This is a genomic window from Aeromonas sp. Lyrl_2, from assembly GCF_051948815.1.
Taxonomy (GTDB): domain Bacteria; phylum Pseudomonadota; class Gammaproteobacteria; order Enterobacterales; family Aeromonadaceae; genus Aeromonas; species Aeromonas veronii.
This window is the reverse complement of sequence record NZ_JAYJLJ010000001.1, coordinates 50,699-69,351: the sequence shown is the minus strand read 5'-3', so window position 1 is coordinate 69,351 and position 18,653 is coordinate 50,699. Positions and strand designations below refer to the sequence as shown.

At 56.9% G+C, this 18,653-nt stretch carries 15 protein-coding genes; 11 read left to right on the top strand and 4 right to left on the bottom strand.

The annotated features are described in order from the left end of the window. Positions 1-10 precede the first annotated feature (10 nt). Together VF684_RS00285 and ptsG are read left to right on the top strand one after the other, a co-directional pair. Positions 11-1,012, top strand: a complete 1,002-nt coding sequence (locus tag VF684_RS00285; protein WP_376898875.1) for a MalM family protein — start codon at positions 11-13, stop codon at positions 1,010-1,012. Positions 1,013-1,435: 423 nt separating this feature from the next. Then, positions 1,436-2,866, top strand: coding sequence for a PTS glucose transporter subunit IIBC (gene ptsG / locus VF684_RS00280; protein WP_005338586.1), 1,431 nt, complete (start codon positions 1,436-1,438; stop codon positions 2,864-2,866). A gap of 270 nt (positions 2,867-3,136) precedes the next feature. Here ptsG and VF684_RS00275 read toward each other — a convergent pair whose 3' ends face one another. The 4 genes from VF684_RS00275 to map all read right to left on the bottom strand — a co-directional run bounded on the left by VF684_RS00275 (position 3,137) and on the right by map (position 8,160). Then, positions 3,137-3,520: a DUF3461 family protein gene (locus VF684_RS00275; protein WP_005338583.1), complete on the bottom strand. Its 384-nt coding sequence runs from the start codon at positions 3,518-3,520 to the stop codon at positions 3,137-3,139. 127 nt (positions 3,521-3,647) lie between these two features. Continuing rightward, a complete protein-coding gene (dapD, locus tag VF684_RS00270) occupies positions 3,648-4,475 on the bottom strand; it encodes a 2,3,4,5-tetrahydropyridine-2,6-dicarboxylate N-succinyltransferase (RefSeq protein ID WP_005338581.1) in 828 nt (275 codons plus the stop codon). A gap of 174 nt (positions 4,476-4,649) precedes the next feature. Then, the gene (gene glnD / locus VF684_RS00265) at positions 4,650-7,286 is read right to left on the bottom strand and encodes a bifunctional uridylyltransferase/uridylyl-removing protein GlnD (protein WP_257725693.1); all 2,637 of its coding nucleotides are present in this window, start codon (positions 7,284-7,286) and stop codon (positions 4,650-4,652) included. An 85-nt stretch (positions 7,287-7,371) separates the two neighbouring features. Then, entirely contained in the window at positions 7,372-8,160 is a 789-nt protein-coding gene (gene map / locus VF684_RS00260) for a type I methionyl aminopeptidase (protein WP_139493644.1), read from the bottom strand. A gap of 371 nt (positions 8,161-8,531) precedes the next feature. Between map and rpsB the strand changes: the two genes are divergently transcribed. The 9 genes from rpsB (at position 8,532) to bamA (ending at position 18,559) form a co-directional block, all read left to right on the top strand. Further along, the gene (gene rpsB, locus VF684_RS00255; protein ID WP_005303470.1) at positions 8,532-9,260 is read left to right on the top strand and encodes a 30S ribosomal protein S2; all 729 of its coding nucleotides are present in this window, start codon (positions 8,532-8,534) and stop codon (positions 9,258-9,260) included. Positions 9,261-9,364: 104 nt separating this feature from the next. Beyond that, positions 9,365-10,246, top strand: a complete 882-nt coding sequence (gene tsf, locus VF684_RS00250; protein ID WP_005338578.1) for a translation elongation factor Ts — start codon at positions 9,365-9,367, stop codon at positions 10,244-10,246. Positions 10,247-10,317: 71 nt separating this feature from the next. Then, positions 10,318-11,052 (top strand): UMP kinase, encoded by a 735-nt coding sequence (pyrH, locus tag VF684_RS00245; protein ID WP_005338577.1) that lies wholly within the window; start codon positions 10,318-10,320, stop codon positions 11,050-11,052. Positions 11,053-11,153: 101 nt separating this feature from the next. Next, complete coding sequence (gene frr / locus VF684_RS00240; RefSeq protein WP_005338576.1) at positions 11,154-11,711, top strand: ribosome recycling factor; 558 nt, start codon at positions 11,154-11,156, stop codon at positions 11,709-11,711. A gap of 72 nt (positions 11,712-11,783) precedes the next feature. Continuing rightward, on the top strand, positions 11,784-12,560 hold the full coding sequence (gene uppS, locus VF684_RS00235; RefSeq protein WP_181269129.1) for a polyprenyl diphosphate synthase: 777 nt from the start codon (positions 11,784-11,786) through the stop codon (positions 12,558-12,560). 27 nt (positions 12,561-12,587) lie between these two features. Continuing rightward, the gene (locus tag VF684_RS00230) at positions 12,588-13,445 is read left to right on the top strand and encodes a phosphatidate cytidylyltransferase (protein WP_026034918.1); all 858 of its coding nucleotides are present in this window, start codon (positions 12,588-12,590) and stop codon (positions 13,443-13,445) included. Continuing rightward, positions 13,445-14,641 (top strand): 1-deoxy-D-xylulose-5-phosphate reductoisomerase, encoded by a 1,197-nt coding sequence (gene ispC / locus VF684_RS00225; protein ID WP_257725390.1) that lies wholly within the window; start codon positions 13,445-13,447, stop codon positions 14,639-14,641. Before VF684_RS00230 ends, ispC begins: the two co-directional genes overlap by 1 nt. Further along, positions 14,641-15,993: a sigma E protease regulator RseP gene (rseP, locus tag VF684_RS00220; RefSeq protein WP_107682444.1), complete on the top strand. Its 1,353-nt coding sequence runs from the start codon at positions 14,641-14,643 to the stop codon at positions 15,991-15,993. The genes ispC and rseP overlap by 1 nt, the downstream gene beginning before the upstream one ends. A gap of 34 nt (positions 15,994-16,027) precedes the next feature. After that, entirely contained in the window at positions 16,028-18,559 is a 2,532-nt protein-coding gene (bamA, locus tag VF684_RS00215) for an outer membrane protein assembly factor BamA (protein ID WP_257725388.1), read from the top strand. The last annotated feature ends 94 nt before the right edge of the window (positions 18,560-18,653 follow it).

Below are 18,653 nucleotides of genomic sequence, written 5' to 3'. Positions count from 1 at the left end.
GGGTAGGCAGATGAAATATAGCAAGGTAGCGTTGACGATTTTGTGTTCCACTCTGATGACGGCCTGTGCGTCGCTTGAGGCAACGGTGGCTCCCACTCAGGAGTACAAGGGTATCCTCGATAGCCGTGCCAGTGCACTCCAGCAACTCGGCACAGCTACAGTATGTTGCAGCAGTATCAATGAGTTGCAGTATCAGCCGTTGGCTGCTGAGCAGAAAAGAGTGGTTGCCATAGATGGCAGCTCTCCGGCGTTCAACTTCCCGGAAGGCAAGAGCTATTATGCCGCCTTCAAATTACCGAGCAATTCTGGTGATCTCAAGATCACGGTTGCTGGGCTGATTGACAAGACGTTGTTTAACCCAACAGTGTTGCTGCTGGATTCCCAGTTCAAGCCGACCCGCACAATCGGTGCCAACATCATTACCTACAAACCTGCGCGTATGTTGGATGGCGATCGGGTTGAAGGTGTCTTTACCATCGACCGTTCCTATGTCGGCAATCCGAACAATGAAACCTATATGGTGATTTACACCACTCAGGCTACTTTGAGTCAGACTACCCAAGCCATGAGCCCTTCCAAGATGATGGCAAAATCGATGAGTGTGCAGGATTATGGCGCCAAAGATCCGCTGATCCCGCACTCGGCTTGGGGTGTCGTCACACTTGATGTGGAAGATCTGAGTGCCAGTGCGCTGGGGGATAACTTCTACAAGCCGGTTTACCAGGAAGCGATCGATGCCAATACACCGATCGTGGATACGACACCAAACAAGCTGGTTGTGCCAGTTGCTACCGCTGCTACCGCTGCAACTTCAGTGGCTGGGGCAACCGTCGCCAAACCTGCTCCTGCCATGTTGAGTGAAACTGAAGCCTTCTACCAGAGCCAGATCGAAAAATCGGTCAAGGCGGGGGATATCGACAAGGCGATGAAGCTGGTGAACGAGGCCGAGCGGGCTGGTTCAACCAAAGCAAAAAGCGTGTTTATTGATGCGGTCAAGCGGTCGCAAAAATAGAATAATACGACCATTTACTGGTCAGATATATTTATTGAGGCCTCCCTTGTTGGAGGCCTTTTTAATCGGTAGACTGTAATAAATAAAAATCATGCCGTTACATTTGGTTACAGTGGGTTTCTATTTGATATAAATGGCATTGTTAAAATACAAAGTGAAACTGCAATTTATATATTTTTGTAATAGAGTGATAATGCAGATTATTAACTTATATTAGTGTTGTTTTTTAGCTGCTAAACAAGTTGTGATCTTCCCTCCAAATTCAATATTCCCCCGCCTTCGAAAGCAGCAATTTATGACCCGCTGGGTTATATTCTGATGGTCAAAATAAACAAGCCCGACTCGAAGATATCTGAATGAATCAGTGCTTATTTCATCCAGATAGATCGTTCAGGGACGACAATCCATTCAGGAGCGCACACAATGTTCAAAAATGCTTTTTCTAATCTGCAAAAGGTTGGTAAGGCGCTGATGCTGCCAGTATCAGTCTTGCCAGTCGCAGGTATTCTGCTGGGGGTGGGTGCTGCCCACTTCAGCTGGATGCCGGAAATTGTCTCCCAATTGATGGAGCAAGCCGGTGGTTCCGTATTTGGCCAGATGGCCCTGCTGTTCGCAGTGGGTGTTGCTCTGGGCTTTACCAATAACGACGGTGTATCCGGTCTGTCAGCCATCGTTGGCTACGGCATCATGGTCGCAACCCTGAAGGTCATGGCACCTGTGATGGGTGTTGAAACCATCGAAACCGGCGTGCTGGGTGGTATCCTGGCCGGTGGTATCGCTGCCTGGGCGTTCAACCGTTTCTACAAGATCCAGCTGCCAGAGTACCTGGGCTTCTTCGCGGGCAAACGTGCCGTACCCATCATCACCGGTTTCCTCTCCATCGGTCTGGGTGTGATCCTGTCCGTGATTTGGCCGCCAGTGGGTGGCGCCATCGGTGCCTTCTCTGACTGGGCTGCCAACCAGAACCCGGTACTGGCCTTCGGTATCTACGGCGTGGTTGAGCGCTCCCTGATCCCGTTCGGTCTGCACCACATCTGGAACGTACCGTTCTTCTATCAGGCTGGTACCTGCGTCAACGGTGCCGGTGAAACTGTTCACGGTATCATGACCTGCTTCCTGACTGCAGATGACGCTTCCCGCGCTGCCGGTAACGGCTTCGGTCAGCTGGCTGGTGGCTATCTGTTCAAAATGTTCGGTCTGCCTGCTGCTGCGTTCGCCATTGCTCACGCTGCCAAGCCGGAAAACCGCGCCAAGATCGTTGGTATCATGGCCTCTGCAGCCCTGACCTCTTTCCTGACCGGTATCACCGAGCCGATTGAATTCTCCTTCCTGTTCATCGCTCCGGTTCTGTACGCAATCCACGCTGTACTGGCTGGTCTGGCTTATGTGCTGACCAACTCTCTGGGTATCGTACACGGTCACACCTTCTCCAATGGCTTCATCGACTTCGTGGTGCAATCTCCGCGTGCCGACAACATGCTGCTGCTGGTAGGTCTGGGTCTGGTTTACGCGGCCATCTACTACGTGGTATTCAGCTTCGTTATCCGTGCCATGAACCTGAAAACCCCGGGTCGTGAAGACGAGACTGCTGAAGAGGCCGTTGGCCAAGGCAAAGACGAGATGTCTGCTGCTCTGGTTGCCGCCTTCGGTGGTAAAGAGAACATCGCTTCTCTGGATGCCTGCATCACCCGTCTGCGTGTTGGCGTGAAAGATGTTGCCAAAGTTGACCAGGCTGGTCTGAAGAAACTGGGTGCTGCCGGTGTGGTAGTGGCTGGTTCCGGCGTTCAAGCCATCTTCGGTACCAAGTCCGACAACCTGAAAACCGACATGGACATCTGGATGAAGAGCAACTAATTCTGTTGCCTGAATATCAGCGTGTTTGAAGAGGGAGGCGAAAGCCTCCCTCTTGCTATTTGTGGTTGCTTGTAGCGTGTCTCGGGGCTTGGCAGGGGTTGTGTTTTCCAAGGGGCGATATGTAACGGGTTGCCCAATGGTGGCCCAACAGCACAAGGTGGTGTGCTCCGCTCACCTTATCGCACGGCATTGCCAGATAACCCCATAGCCCCATAAAGCCAGCCAATAAAAAGAGCGCCACCTGGGCGCTCTTTTGTCGAGTCGAGGGGATTAGAGTTTCTCCAGATCCCGTTCGATTTCGCTGATCTTGTTCTGTACCACTTTCTCCAGATGGCGTAGGTCGCGCAGGATCTTCTGCTTGATGTCCGGGTCGGCTTGCTGATGGACGCCCTGGGTCAGGTTGTCCAGCTCGTCCACCACATACTTGAGGTTGGCGTTGATCTCGGTGACATCCTTGTACTCATGGGTACCGGAGTCGACCAGCATGGTCTTGCGCTGGCGGGGATATTTGAATTTGACACTTTTGGCGAAGAACTCGCCCTTCTGCTTCTTGAAGTAGATCTTGAGGATGTCATGGTTGGCCTCCTGGCGCAGGGTATAGCTGTCGACGGAGGCGGGATCCTGGATCCCCAGGCTCTTCAGATTCTCGTACATCAGGCTTCCTCGGTTTGAAACGATCCTGTCCCATCCATCTTAACCGATGCCTCATGGCTTGCCTGTGACAGGGGCGCCAAAATCAAAAGGGCGCCATAAGGCGCCCTTTGCATCACCGCAATGCTGATTACTCGTCGATGGAGCGCAGCAGGGCGTTGATGCCGACTTTGGCGCGGGTCTTGGCATCGACCTTTTTGACGATCACCGCCGCGTAGAGGCTGTACTTGCCGCATTTGGAGGGCAGGGAGCCGGAGACGACCACGGAGCCAGCCGGTACGCGGCCGTAGTGGATCTCGCCGGTTTCGCGGTCATAGATGCGGGTGGACTGGCCGATGAAGACGCCCATGGAGATGACGGAACCTTCCTCGACGATGACCCCTTCAACCACTTCGGAGCGGGCACCGATAAAGCAGTTGTCTTCGATGATGGTCGGGTTGGCCTGCAGCGGTTCCAGTACGCCGCCGATGCCGACGCCGCCGGAGAGGTGGACGTTCTTACCGATCTGGGCGCAAGAGCCGACAGTGGCCCAGGTATCGACCATGGTACCTTCGTCAACGAAGGCGCCGATGTTGACATAGGAGGGCATCAGCACGGTATTGGGGGCGATAAAGGAGCCTTTGCGGGCGGTCGCCGGCGGCACCACGCGCACACCCGCTTCCTTGAACTGCTCGGCGGTGTAGTTGGAGAACTTGAGGGGAACCTTGTCGTAGTACTGGGCATCGTCGCCCTTGATGATGCCGTTGTCGTTGATGCGGAAGTAGAGCAGTACCGCTTTCTTCAACCACTGATGGACAACCCACTCACCGGCAATCTTCTCGGCAACCCGTGCCTTGCCAGAGTCCAGCAGGTCGATGGCTTGCAGGATGGCGGACTTGGTGGCGCTATCTACGGAGCCCGGAGTAATGGTGTCGCGGCGCTCGAAGGCCGCTTCAATGATCTGTTGCAACTCGGTCATGACAGGTTTCCTTTAAAAAATTCTGTTTGTTGTATCACACTTTTCCGACTGTTTTTAAGGGGTTGACCGGAATTCTTCCGGCCAGCGGCCATTTCTTCATCAGGTGTGCGCCAACCAGTTGTTTGGCATGGCAAAAAACGCCCGACAACCAGCCTCTTTCGAATCACAACCCGCTTAATCCAGCACCGACTGCTGGGGGTTGAGCTGGTGTACCAGTCGCTCTTCCAGTTGTTGTTGCTGCTCGGTGGTCAATGGCTCGCCACCGAGGCTGGTCAGGCTGAAAAAGTCCTCGACCCGCTCGCCGAAGGTGGCGATTTTGGCGGCGTGCAGCGACAGGCCGCACTGCTGGAATACCGCGCCGATCCGCGCCAGCAGGCCGGGGGTATCGAGGGCGGTCAGCTCCATCAGGGTGTGGCGGCTCTCCCCTTTATGAGGCAGAAAGACCACCCGGGTCGGCACGCTGAACTGGCGGTGGCGCCGTGACAACGGCTTGTTGCGCAGCACCAGCTTGCCCGGCTCCTGCAGCGCCTTCTCCAGCGCCTTCTTGATGGTGGCGGTGCGGTTGGGGCTGATGGGTTCGCCGCTTGGCTCCAGTACCACGAAGGTATCGAGCACATAGTTGCTGCGCGAGTTCATGATCTGGGCGTCGTGGATGTTGAGGTTCTTCTGATCCAGCGCCGAGGCGACGGTGGCAAACAGATTCGGGGTATCGCGGCAGTAGATAAATACCTCGCTGCCACCGCGGGTCGGGTGTTTGCCGATGATCACCAGCGGAGCCGGATTGTCGCCATGCTCGATGATGTGGCGGCAGTGCCAGGCGATCTGTTCCGGGCTGTGACGCAGGAAGTAGTCGGCCTTGAAATCGGCCCAGAGCTGGTTGATCGCTTCTTCCGATACATCCCGCTGCGCCAGCAGTTGCTTGGCCTGCCGCTGGTTTTCGCGAATGCGCAGCCGCATGTCGGGCGGGTTCTCCAGCCCCTGGCGCAGCGCCTTCTGGGTGGCGAAGTAGAGTTCCCGCAGCAGGGTGCCCTTCCAGTCGTTCCACAGGGTATCGTTGGTGGCGCAGATATCGGCCACGGTGAGGCAGTAGAGCAGGTCGAGATGCTGCTCGTCGCGCACCTTCTGGGCAAAGTCGGTGACTACGTCGGGATCGTAGATATCGCGGCGCTGGGCGGTGACCGACATCAGCAGATGGTGGCGTACCAACCAGGCGACTAGTCGGCTCTCGTAGCGATCCAGACCGTGCAGCTGGCAGAACTCCAGCGCATCGACGGCGCCGAGTTCCGAGTGATCGCCACGCCGCCCCTTGGCGATGTCGTGGAACAGGGCGGCGATGCTGAGCAGCTCCGGTTTGCGCAGCCGGGTGAAGACCTCGTGGCAGAGCGGGTGGCTCTGGCGACTGGCCGGATTGGGGAACTGATGAATGTTCTTGAGCAGCCGATGTGTGTGCTCATCTACCGTGTAGGCGTGGAACATGTCGAACTGCATCTGGCCGACGATGAGGTTCCACTGCGGCAGATAGGCGGCGAGGATGCCGTATTTGTGCATCAGGGTGAGCGGCAGGCCGATGCCGTTGGGGTGGCGCAGCAGCGCCATAAAGAGGCGACGGCAGTCAGGCAAGTCCTGCAACCAGCAGTTGAGTTTGCGGCGCGCCTCGCGCAGTTGGCGCAGGGTGGCCGAGTGAATGCCCGCAATCTCGGGATGCTGGGCCATCTGATAGAAGAGGCGCAGGATAGCGGCCGGTTCACGGCTAAACAGCTCCGCATCCACCGCATCGATGAGGCGGCCACGGAGCTGGAACTCGTCGGAGAGGCGGCGCACATCCATGGCGGTGTTGCCGAGAATAGCCTCGTCAAACAGCTGCAGCAGCATCTCGTTGAGCTCGGAGACCCGCCGCACCGTCTGGTAGAAGCGCTTCATCATCTGCTCGACCGGAGTGTTGCCTTCCCCTTCGAACCCCAGCATCTGGGCCACGGTGCGTTGGCGATCGAACAGCAGGCGGTTATCTCCCTTGTTGATGGCCATGTGCAGGGCGAAACGCACCTTCCAGAGAAAATTCTGGCAGTCGAGCAGCTCGCGGTACTCGGCGCGGTTGAGAAAACCGTGGCTGGTCATCTCGAACAAGGTGGTGGCGCCGAAGTGGCGGCGGGCGACCCAGGCGAGGGTTTGAATATCCCGCAGGCCGCCCGGATTGCTCTTGAGATCCGGCTCCAGCTTGTAGGCGGTGCCGAGAAACTGCTGATGGCGCTCCGCCTGCTCCTGGCGCTTGGCACGAAAGAAGGCTTCGCTCGGCCAGAAGTGCTGGGGGCCGGTGGCCTCTTTCAGTTGCCGGAAGCCTTCCTGGCGACCTGTGATGTAGCGGGCCTCAATGAGGTTGGTGGCGACCGTGATATCGGCGCGCCCCTGCTCGAGGCACTCCGCCACGTTGCGCACCGCCTGACCCACCTCCAGCTTGAGATCCCACAGCAAGGTGATGAACTCGCCGATGCGCAGCCCCAGCACCTCGTCCAGCTCGTCGCCGTCATAGAGGATCAGCAGGTCGATGTCGGAGTGGGGGTGCAGCTCGCCGCGACCATATCCCCCCACCGCGATGAGGGTGAGGTCGCTCTTGTCGAAGCCGAACTTCTGCCACAGCCGGCAGAGCAGCTGATCCATGTATTCGGAGCGGGTGGCGACCAGCTCGATGATGTTGTCGCCGGCATCAAAACGGGCGTGCAGCCAGCCGAGAAAGCGGCTCAGGTACTCTTTGCAGTTGTCGCGAGTGAGCTGGTCATCGGGTAACAAATGGGGGGAAAGCAGGCTGGCGTCCATGGCATCTCACACACAGTGGCAGGCAAACGGCTGAAACAGAAGTAAAAACCCCGGCGCTTTGGAAGTTCAGGGCCGGGGTTCGATGTTAGCTGTGTTTGATGAAGCGGTCGATAGTGTCATCGGGGCGCAGGGTCAGCACCTCGCAGCCATCCTCGGTCACCAGCAGGGTGTGTTCCCACTGGGCGGAGTCGCCACCATCCTTGGTGGTCACGGTCCAGCCATCCTTCGGATTGACCTTGCAGTGATACTTCTTGCTGTTGACCATGGGCTCGATGGTGAAGCACATGCCCGCTTTCAGCTCCAGCTTGCCGCTGTTGCGGTAGTGGAGGATCTGCGGCTCTTCGTGGAACTCGGCACCGATACCGTGACCGCAGTAGTCACGCACCACGGAGAAACCGGCCTTCTCGACGATGGGCTGAATGACGGCCCCAATCTCGGTGATGCAAGCACCCGGGCGCACCTTCTTGATGGCAGCGTAGAGGCTCTCTTGCGCAACCTTGCAGAGCTGGCGGCGCAGCGGGGTGGTATCGCCCACGATGAACATGGCAGAAGTATCGCCGTGGTAGCCATCCTTGATGACGGTGATATCCAGATTAATGATGTCGCCATCGCGCAGCTTCTTGTGATTCGGGATACCGTGGCAGATCACATCGTTCACCGAGGTGCAGATGGATTTGGGGAAGCCGTGGTAGTTGAGCGGAGCTGGAACCGCCTGTTGTACGTCGACAATATAGTCGTGGCAGAGGGTGTTCAGTTCGTCAGTGGTGACGCCAGCTTTGACATGGGGCGCAATCATGACCAGCACATCGGCGGCCAATTGGCCGGCAACGCGCATCTTTTCAATCTCTTCCGGTGTCTTGATTTTAATGGACATGGGATCTCTCTTGCGGCCTGCCGCTGGGCCTGCGAGGGCAGACAGGACAGGTAATGAAAAATAGATGCGTTTGCAATCAGGGCAAAATTTTATCCGCAACCCCCGCGTACTTCCAGTGTGATTGTCATCACAACGTCAAATCGGCGTCGCAGCATCCTCTGGCGGGATCCATATTTACACCTGTTTAGGGTGTCGGCCGGTGGTGTCCTGAACAAAGTTATGGTATAAAGCGCGCCGGAATGGGGAACTTGCGTCCCGATTTCATCACCCTTACTTAAACAACACACACACATCGACACATATGCCGGGGTGCCTTAACGGGTCGGTTATATGGGATGTGTGGAGGCCTAACCCCAATACAGAGGTATAAAATGGCTAAAGTTTCTATGCGCGACATGCTGCAAGCCGGCGTTCACTTCGGTCACCAGACTCGTTACTGGAACCCGAAAATGAAATCCTACATCTTCGGTGCCCGCAGCAAAGTTCACATCATCAACCTGGAAAAAACCGTTCCGATGTTTGACGATGCTATGAACTTCATCAGCTCCGTAGCTGCCAAGAAAGGCAAGGTACTGTTCGTTGGTACCAAGCGTGCCGCGTCTGAAGCCGTAAAAGAAGCCGCTGAGCGTTGCGACCAGTTCTATGTAAACCACCGCTGGCTGGGCGGTATGCTGACCAACTGGAAAACCGTTCGTCAGTCTATCAAGCGCCTGAAAGATCTGGAAACCCAGAGCCAAGACGGTACCTTCGACAAGCTGACCAAGAAAGAGGCGCTGATGCGTACTCGCGAAATGGAAAAGCTGGAGAAGAGCCTGGGTGGTATCAAGAACATGGGCGGCCTGCCTGACGTTCTGTTCGTTGTCGATGCCGACCACGAGCATATCGCTATCAAAGAAGCCAATAACCTGGGTATCCCGGTAGTTTCCATCGTTGATACCAACTCCAACCCGGACGGCGTTGACTATGTCATCCCGGGTAACGACGACGCTATCCGTGCCGTACAGCTGTACCTGAATGCTGCTGCTGACACCGTACTGGAAGCTCGCGCTCAGGACATCGTTGTTCAAGCCGAACAAGATGGCTTCGTTGAAGCTGAGTAATTGATAAGGACTGTAAAGCCCTTATTAACCAAGCTGATGTAATTGGTTAGCAGGGGCCCTTGTGGCCCCTGTTTCTTGTCAATTCAAGACCGAGGATACTGGACATGGCTAACGTTACTGCCGCCCTGGTAAAAGAACTGCGCGAGCGCACTGCCGCTGGCATGATGGATTGCAAAAAAGCACTGGAAGAAGCTGCTGGTGATATCGAGCTGGCAATTGAGAACATGCGCAAATCCGGTCAGGCCAAAGCCGCCAAGAAAGCTGGCCGTATCGCCGCTGAAGGCGTTATCTTTGCTCGCACCGAAGGCAACGTTGCCGTCATGATCGAGCTGAACAGCGAAACCGACTTCGTCGCCAAAGATGCCAGCTTCATGGCAATGGGCCAGAAGATCGCTGACATCGCTGCGACCCAGAAAATTGCTGACGTTGACGCGCTGAAAGCCGCTGACTTCGGTAACGGCGAATCCGTCGAGCTGACCATCACCAACCTGATCGCCAAGATCGGTGAGAACATGAACCTGCGTCGCGTGATGCTGGTTGAAGGTGACAACCTGGGTACCTACGTTCACGGTTCCCGCATTGGTGTTATCACCAAGCTGACCGGTGGTTCTGCCGAGCTGGCCAAAGATCTGGCCATGCACGTTGCTGCCAACAGCCCGCAATTCGTCAAGCCTGAAGACGTGTCTGCTGAAGTCGTTGCCAAAGAGCGCGAAATCCAGATCGACATCGCCATCAACTCCGGCAAGCCGAAAGAGATCGCCGAGAAGATGGTTGAAGGCCGCATGAAGAAGTTCACCGGTGAGGTTTCCCTGACTGGCCAACCGTTCGTGAAAGATCCTTCCATGACCGTTGCCGAGCTGCTGAAGAAAGAAGGCGCTGACGTTGTTTCCTTCACCCGTTTCGAAGTGGGCGAAGGCATCGAGAAGCAAGAGACCGATTTCGCTGCTGAAGTTGCAGCCCAAATCGCGGCCGCTCAAAAGGCCTAATCGAACCGGTTTTTCCGTTTCCCCAGACCGCGACTTATGTCGCGGTCTTTATATGACCAGGAATCAGTGACATGAGTACCAATCCCAAACCTGCATACAGACGTGTTCTTCTGAAGTTGAGTGGTGAAGCCCTGCAAGGATCCGAGGGTTTCGGCATTGATCCGGCGGTGCTGGAGCGTATGGCCCAAGAGATCAAAGAACTGGTTGAGTTGGGTGTTCAGGTCGGTCTGGTCATCGGTGGCGGCAACCTGTTCCGTGGTGCCGGTCTTGCCAAAGCGGGCATGAACCGCGTGGTGGGCGACCACATGGGTATGCTGGCAACCGTGATGAACGGTCTGGCCATGCGTGATGCCCTGCATCGTGCTTATGTGAATGCCCGTCTGATGTCTGCCATCTCCCTGCAGGGTGTCTGTGACTCCTACAGCTGGGCCGAGGCAATCAGCCAGCTGCGTGCTGGCAAAGTCGTTATCTTCTCTGCCGGTACCGGCAACCCCTTCTTCACTACCGATTCTGCGGCTTGCCTGCGCGGGATCGAGATCGAAGCCGACGTGGTGCTCAAAGCCACCAAGGTTGATGGTGTATACAACGAAGATCCGGTCAAGAATCCGGATGCCGTGCTGTATCATGAACTGAGTTATGATGAAGTTCTTGAAAAAGAGCTCAAGGTGATGGATCTTGCTGCCTTTACCCTGGCACGTGACCATGATCTGCCGATCCGCGTGTTCAACATGAACAAACCGGGTGCCCTGCGCCGGGTTGTCATGGGTGAACCGGAAGGCACTCTGATCCACCACGTTGGTAAATAAGATAAAAGTGAGCCACCTGGCGCTCTTATCCTATCCATCACGTCAGTAAATAAGATAGACACGGGCCGTGTAGCGGCTCGTTCGCCAAAAGGAAAACCACTGTGATCAACGAGATTAAAAACGACGCCAAGGACCGTATGGGCAAGAGCGTAGAAGCGCTCAAGACTCAAATGTCCAAGATCCGTACCGGCCGCGCTCACCCGAGCCTGCTCGACGGCATCCAGGTTGAGTATTACGGTGCTGCCACTCCGCTGAAACAGTTGGCCAACGTCGTGGCAGAAGATGCTCGCACCCTCTCCATCTCCATTTTTGACCGCTCCATGATCCAGGCGGTAGAGAAGGCGATCCTGACCTCCGATCTGGGCCTGAACCCGTCCAGCAATGGCCAGACCCTGCGCGTGCCGCTGCCGCCGCTGACCGAAGAGCGTCGTCGCGATCTGACCAAGATCGTCCGTGCCGAAGCGGAAAACGCCCGTGTTGCCGTGCGCAACATCCGTCGTGACGCCAACGCCGACCTGAAAGCTCTGCTGAAGGACAAAGAGATCTCCGAAGACGACGACCGTCGCGCCCAGGAAGAGATCCAGAAACTGACCGACTCCTACATCAAGCTGGTCGATGAGGCCCTTGCCGTAAAGGAGAAGGAGCTAATGGAAATCTAACCGTCTGAAAGGTATATTACGAGCGCCGTGTAGTGCCCCTGCACGGCGCTTTTGTCTTTGTGGGAGAATTACATGTCGCTTTTGGCTGCGTTGGGTGATTGTGCCAACTCGTCTTTACCCCGTCACGTCGCCATCATCATGGATGGTAACGGTCGCTGGGCCCAGAACCGAGGCAAGATGCGGGTTTATGGCCACAAGGCGGGCGTCAAGTCAGTGCGCGAAGCCGTTACCTTTGCTGCGCGTGCCAAGATCGAGGCATTGACCCTGTTTGCATTCTCCAGCGAGAACTGGCGCCGCCCGGAAGGGGAGGTCAGTGCCTTGATGGAACTGTTCATCACAGTGCTGGGTCGTGAGGTGCAGAAACTGCACAACAACGGGATCCGGCTCAAGGTGATTGGCGATACTGCTCGCTTTAGTGAGCGGTTGCAGGCCAAAATCGCCAAGGCGGAAGCCTTGACCGCCAATAACAAGGGGTTGACCCTGAACATTGCGGCCAACTATGGCGGCCAGTGGGATATCGCCCAGGCGACCCGCAAGCTGGCTAAAGCAGTGGCGGCCGGTGAACTGGCCGCTGACGACATTGATGAATCCATGTTGACCCGTGAGGTTTGCATGGCCGATCTGCCACCCGTGGACCTGTTGATCCGCACCGGTGGCGATCATCGTATCAGCAACTTTGTGTTATGGCAGCTCGCCTATGCCGAGCTCTATTTTACCCCGGTATTGTGGCCCGATTTCAACGAGGCCGAGTTCAGTGAGGCGGTCGCCTCTTTCGTTGCCCGCGAGCGTCGCTTCGGTTGCACGGGTGAACAGATACGGGAATTGATCGCCGAGCAGCAGACCGGCTAAACCCCGCTCCCAAGAGAGAGGTTTCTTTTGCTAAAACAACGAATTATTACTGCTTTGATGCTGATCCCCCTGGTGTTGGGGGCGCTCTTCTTTCTGCCATTGAAATTTTTTGCCCTGTTGGCTGCGCTGGTGTTTTTGTTGGCCAGTCGCGAATGGAGTGGGTTTGTCTCTGCTGCTCCGCAGCAATGGTTGCCCATCGTATTTTGTCTGTTGCTCGGTGCCAGCCTCTTTTGGCTGCCGGTGGAGCAACTCTGGACGCCCCACCTGCACCCCCTCGTGATGGGCGTGCTCTGGACCGCGGTAAGCTGGTGGTTGCTGGGTCTGCTGCTGGTGCTGCGTTATCCCCAAAGCGCCAAGCTGTGGAAAGAGTCTATCTGGCTCAAGTCGCTGTTTGGTCTGGTGACCCTGGTTCCGTTCTTCTGGTCGCTGGTCGCCATCCGTGGTTACAACTTTTACCATGACCCCATGATGGGCGCCTGGATCCTGTTGTTCGTGATGGGACTGGTCTGGGCGGCAGATTCTGGCGCGTATTTTTTCGGCAAGGCGTTCGGTAAGCACAAGCTGGCACCGGCTGTGAGTCCGGGCAAAACCATCGAAGGGATGTGTGGCGGCCTCTTTACCGCCAGCCTGCTGGCCATCGGCGTTACCTGGTCGATGGGATTTGTTCCTGCCAAGATGATCACCGTGCTGTTTTGCTCCCTGCTGGCGGTGCTTGCCTCCGTACTCGGCGATCTGACCGAGAGCATGTTCAAGCGCGAAGCGGGCATCAAGGACTCCGGCACTCTGCTGCCTGGTCATGGCGGCATTCTCGACCGGATCGACAGCCTGACCGCCGCCCTGCCGGTGTTTCTGCTCAGTTATCTGCTACTCAGTCAGGAGTTTTGATGCACAAGTCACTGGTTATTCTGGGGGCCTCCGGCTCCATCGGTCAGAGTACCTTGAAAGTGCTGCGCCATAACCCGTGCAGTTGGCAGGTGTTGGCGTTGACCGCCGCCCGCAACGTGGATGCCATGTTGCGGGACTGCCTCGAATTCTCCCCCCGTTTTGCCGTGATGGTCGATGAGGGTGCCGCCCGTGAACTGGCTGCCCGTCTGAAAGCGCACGGCAGTGCGACCCGGGTCATGTCTGGTGCTACTGCCCTGTGCGATGTGGCCGCTCACCCCGACGCCCATAGCGTGATGGCCGCCATTGTCGGTGCGGCCGGACTGGCCCCGACTATGGCCGCGGTACGTGCCGGCAAGCGTATTTTGCTGGCCAACAAGGAGGCGCTGGTGATGTCCGGTGCTTTCTTCATGGAAGCCGTGCGCGAACATGGCGCCGAGCTGCTGCCCATCGACAGTGAACACAATGCCATCTTCCAGTGTCTGCCTACTGCTGTGCAGCGCCAGCCCGGTTTTTGCGATCTGGCTGCGGCGGGGATCAGCAAGATTTTGCTGACCGGTTCCGGCGGTCCGTTCCGTTATACCGAGATCAGCGAGCTGGCGAAGGTGACGCCGGCGCAGGCCATCGCTCATCCCAACTGGTCGATGGGGGCCAAGATTTCGGTCGACTCCGCCACCATGATCAACAAGGGGCTGGAGTACATCGAGGCGCGCTGGCTGTTCAATGCGGCGCCAGAGCAGATCCAGGTGGTGATCCACCCGCAGTCGGTGATCCACTCCATGGTGCAGTACAAGGATGGCTCCGTGCTGGCTCAGCTGGGCAATCCGGATATGTGTACCCCCATCGCCCATGCGCTGGCTTATCCCAATCGCATCCCCTCCAGTGTGGAACCTTTGGATTTCTTCAGTGTCGGAGAGTTCAGCTTTATCCGGCCTGATTATGATCGCTACCCCTGTCTGGCGTTGGCCATTAATGCCTGCCAGAAGGGACAAGCGGCGACCACTGCGCTCAATGCGGCCAACGAGGAGGCCGTTGCCGCCTTCCTGGCCGGGCGCATCGGCTTTATGGATATTGCCCGGATCAACGAGGCAGTGATGCTGGCGCTGGATAGCAGCGCAGTCGGCTCACTCGATGATCTGTTTGCCCTGGACGGTGCGGCAAGAGCCCGTGCTCACACTTTGATTGAGGAGCTTGGCTGATGGGCGGTGTGTTGTGGAATATCGGTGCTTTTGTTGTTGCCCTCGGCCTGCTGGTCGCGGTGCACGAGTTCGGCCACTTCTGGGTTGCCCGCCGTTGTGGCGTGCGCGTTGAGCGCTTCTCCATCGGTTTTGGCAAGGCGATCTGGCGCCGGATGGGTAAGGATGGCACCGAATATGTGCTGGCGCTGATCCCGCTCGGCGGTTACGTCAAGATGCTCGATGGCCGGGTCGATGAACTCAAGCCCGGTGACGAGCAGTATGCCTTCAACCACAAGAGTGTCTGGGCGCGGATGGCGATTGTCGCCGCAGGTCCCATGGCCAACTTCGTCTTTGCCCTGTTTGCCCTCTGGCTGATGTTTATCATCGGGGTGCCGAGCGTCAAGCCGGTGATTGGTGAGGTGCGTCCGGCATCCATCGTGGCCGAGGCGGGTGTGCTGCCAGGGATGGAGATTGTCGGGGTTGGCGATGAGCAGACCGGTGACTGGGAGAGCGTCACCTACGCTCTTATCAGTCATCTGGGTGATGATGCAGTGACTCTCAAGGTGCAGGCACCCAATACCAGCTATGCCACCGATAAAACCTTGTTGCTGACCGGCTGGACCTTCGATCCGGATAAAGAGTCGCCCATCGGTAGTCTGGGGATCGTCCCCTTGAGTGGCAAAGTGCTGCCCGTCGTGGCTGTCGTGGTGGCCAAGAGTGCCAGTGAAAAGGCGGGGCTGCAGGTCGGTGACCGTATCAAACAGGTCGGCGATCAGCCCATTACCGCGTGGGCCCAGTTTGTCGAGCTGGTGCAGCAGGCACCGGGCGAACCCCTGCAAGTGGTGGTTGAGCGCAACAACAGTGATCTCAACGTGACCCTGACCCCGGATAGCCGCAAGGTGCAGGGCAAGCTGGTAGGATTCGTCGGTCTCTCGCCGCAACTGGTTCCATTACCGGATGAATATCGAATTCTGTTACAGTATGGGCCTTTGCAGGCGCTGTGGCATGGCGCGGACAAGACTTGGAGCCTGATCACGCTCACCTTTGACATGATTGGCAAGTTGATCGGTGGCATCGTGTCGCTGGACAACCTGAGCGGCCCCATCTCCATTGCCAAGGGCGCCGGCAGCAGTGCCGACTATGGTCTGGTCTATTTCTTGAGTTTTCTGGCGCTGATCAGCGTCAACCTGGGGATTATCAATCTGTTCCCCCTGCCGGTGCTCGATGGTGGCCATCTGGTCTATTTCCTGATCGAAGCGGTCACCGGCAAGCCGGTATCAGAGAAAATACAGGAAGTGGGTTTCAGGATCGGCGCCGCCATTCTGATGTTATTGATGGGCATTGCGCTGTTTAACGATTTCGCTCGCCTCTGAGGCCAGAGCATCAACAAGGACACATAAGAACAAAATGGCTGTTAAAAAAGCATTGGTGTTGAGTTGCCTGCTGGGTGCCAGTTTCCTGGCCCAGGCGGCCCCTGCCTCTTTTGTGGTGCAAGATATCCAGGTCGAAGGTCTGCAACGGGTGACCCTGGGTGCCGCACTGTTGAACCTGCCGATCCGGGTCGGTGATACCGTCGACTCCGTGGCTCTGGCCAGCGCCATCAAGAAGCTCTATGCCTCGGGTAACTTCGAGGATGTGAAGGTTTACCGTGACGGCCAGGTGCTGCAGGTGATGGTCAAGGAGCGTCCGACCATCTCCAGCATCGAGTTTGCCGGCAACAAGGATATCAAAGAGGAGCAACTGACCCAGAGTCTGGAGTCCTCCGGTATCCGTGTGGGTGATCCGCTGGATCGCACCGTACTCACTTCCCTCGAGAAGGGACTGGAAGATTTCTACTATGGCGTGGGTAAATACTCAGCCAAGGTCAAGGCCATCGTCACCCCGTTGCCGCGCAACCGGGTCGACCTCAAGTTCACCTTCGTGGAAGGGGAATCGGCCAAGATCCAGCAGATCAACATTGTCGGCAACAGCGTCTTCCCTGAAGAGAAGCTGATTGCCCAGCTCTCCCTGCGCGACGAAGTGCCCTGGTGGAACTTTACCGCCGACCAGCGCTATCAGAAGCAGAAACTGGCCGGTGATATCGAGACCCTGCGCTCCTACTACATGGACCGCGGCTATATCCGCTTCCAGCAGGAGTCTACCCAGGTCTCCATGACCCCCGACAAGAAGGGCGTCTACGTCACCCTCAACATCAAGGAAGGGGAGCAGTACAAGGTCTCCGGTGTCCAGCTCAAGGGTGACCTGATCGATCGCGGTGGCGAGATGAAGGGATTGATCCCGATCGCTGCCGGCAGCACCTACTCCGCCAGTCAGGTGACTCATACCGAAGAGGTGCTCTCCAAGTTCCTCGGCCGTTACGGCTACGCCTATCCGAAAGTGGTCACCTTCCCGCAGGTCAATGACAAGACCAAAGAAGTGGAGCTGATCGTCAACGTTGAGCCTGGCCCCCGTGTCTATGTGCGCAACATCAACTTCAGCGGTAACGCCACCACCGAAGATCAGGTGCTGCGTCGCGAGATGCGCCAGATGGAGGGTACCTGGCTCTCCTCCGACAACATCGAGCAGTCCAAGAGTCGTCTCAACCGTCTTGGCTACTTCGAGAGCGTCGAAGTGGACACCAAGCGGGTGCCGGGCAACGATGACCTGGTTGACCTCGACTTCAAGGTCAAGGAGCAGCCAGCAGGCTCCATCAACGCCGGTATCGGTTACGGTACCGAATCGGGTCTGAGCCTGCAGGCGGGGATCTCCCAGGACAACTTTATGGGTACCGGTAAAAAGGTCTCCATCAACGCCAGCACCAACGACTACTCCAAGAACGTTGACCTGAGCTACAACGACCCCTACTTCACAGTGGATGGTGTCAGCCTGGGTGGTCGGGTCTACTACAACCAGTTCCGCGCCGATGATGCCGATATTGTCGATTACGAGAACGAAACCATCGGTTTCCGTCTCTCCAGCGGCTTCCCGGTCAACGAGTTCAACCGTCTCGACTTCAGCACCGGTATCGAGAGCACCAAGCTGAGTCGCCCGTCATTCAATGCCCAGAACTATCAGGAGTGTCTGAAGGACAATCCGGATACTGATGGCAATACCTACTGCTGGGATCAGTGGAATGATAACCGCCAGTCGGTACAGATGGATCAGTTCTGGAATGCTTACTCACAGGATGGTTCCAACCTCGACTTTGTGACCGTCGATGTCACCGCTGGCTGGACCCGCTCTACCCTGAACAAGGGGATGTTCCCGACTTCTGGCGATCGTCAGCGTATCAACGCCAAGGTGACCGTACCGGGCATGGAGCTGCAGTACTACAAGCTCTCTGCCGAGGATGCCCACTACTTCCCGCTCGATGCGGATCACAGCTGGGTTATGATCGGCAAGGGTCGTGTCTCCTACGGTAACGGCTATGGCGATGACTCCATGCTGCCGTTCTTCGAGAACTACTATGCCGGTGGTTTCGATACAGTACGCGGCTTCAAGAGCAATACCATTGGTCCCAAGGCGATCTACAAAACCTACAACAAGCCTGGTGCTGGTAGTTGCACGGGTTCTCAGCCGTGTGAAACTGGCTACTACGAAGGTTCCGACACCTCGGTAGGCGGTAACGCTCTGGCCGTCGCCTCACTGGAGCTTGTCTTCCCGACCCCGTTCGTCTCCGAGACCTATCGTCCGCAGATCCGTTCAACCGTCTTTATGGACGCAGGTACCGTCTGGAGCACCGATTTTGCCAACGGAGCATATCCTTGCGCCGCCGGTTCTGATTGCAACTATCTGAGCCAGGACTACTCCAACCCGGGCAATATCCGGGTCTCTGCCGGTGTCTCCCTGCAGTGGCTCTCGCCGATGGGCCCGCTGGTGTTTGCCTTGGCCAAGCCGATCAAGAAATATGAAGGGGATCGCACCGAAGTCTTCTCCTTCAACATCGGTCGTACTTTCTAAGCAGAGTTTCGCCCCCACCCATGCGGTGGGGGTCTTCAATGATGGGACGCGCGGTATGCGTGCCTCACCAGGTAACAAGACGGTCCTAACGCCG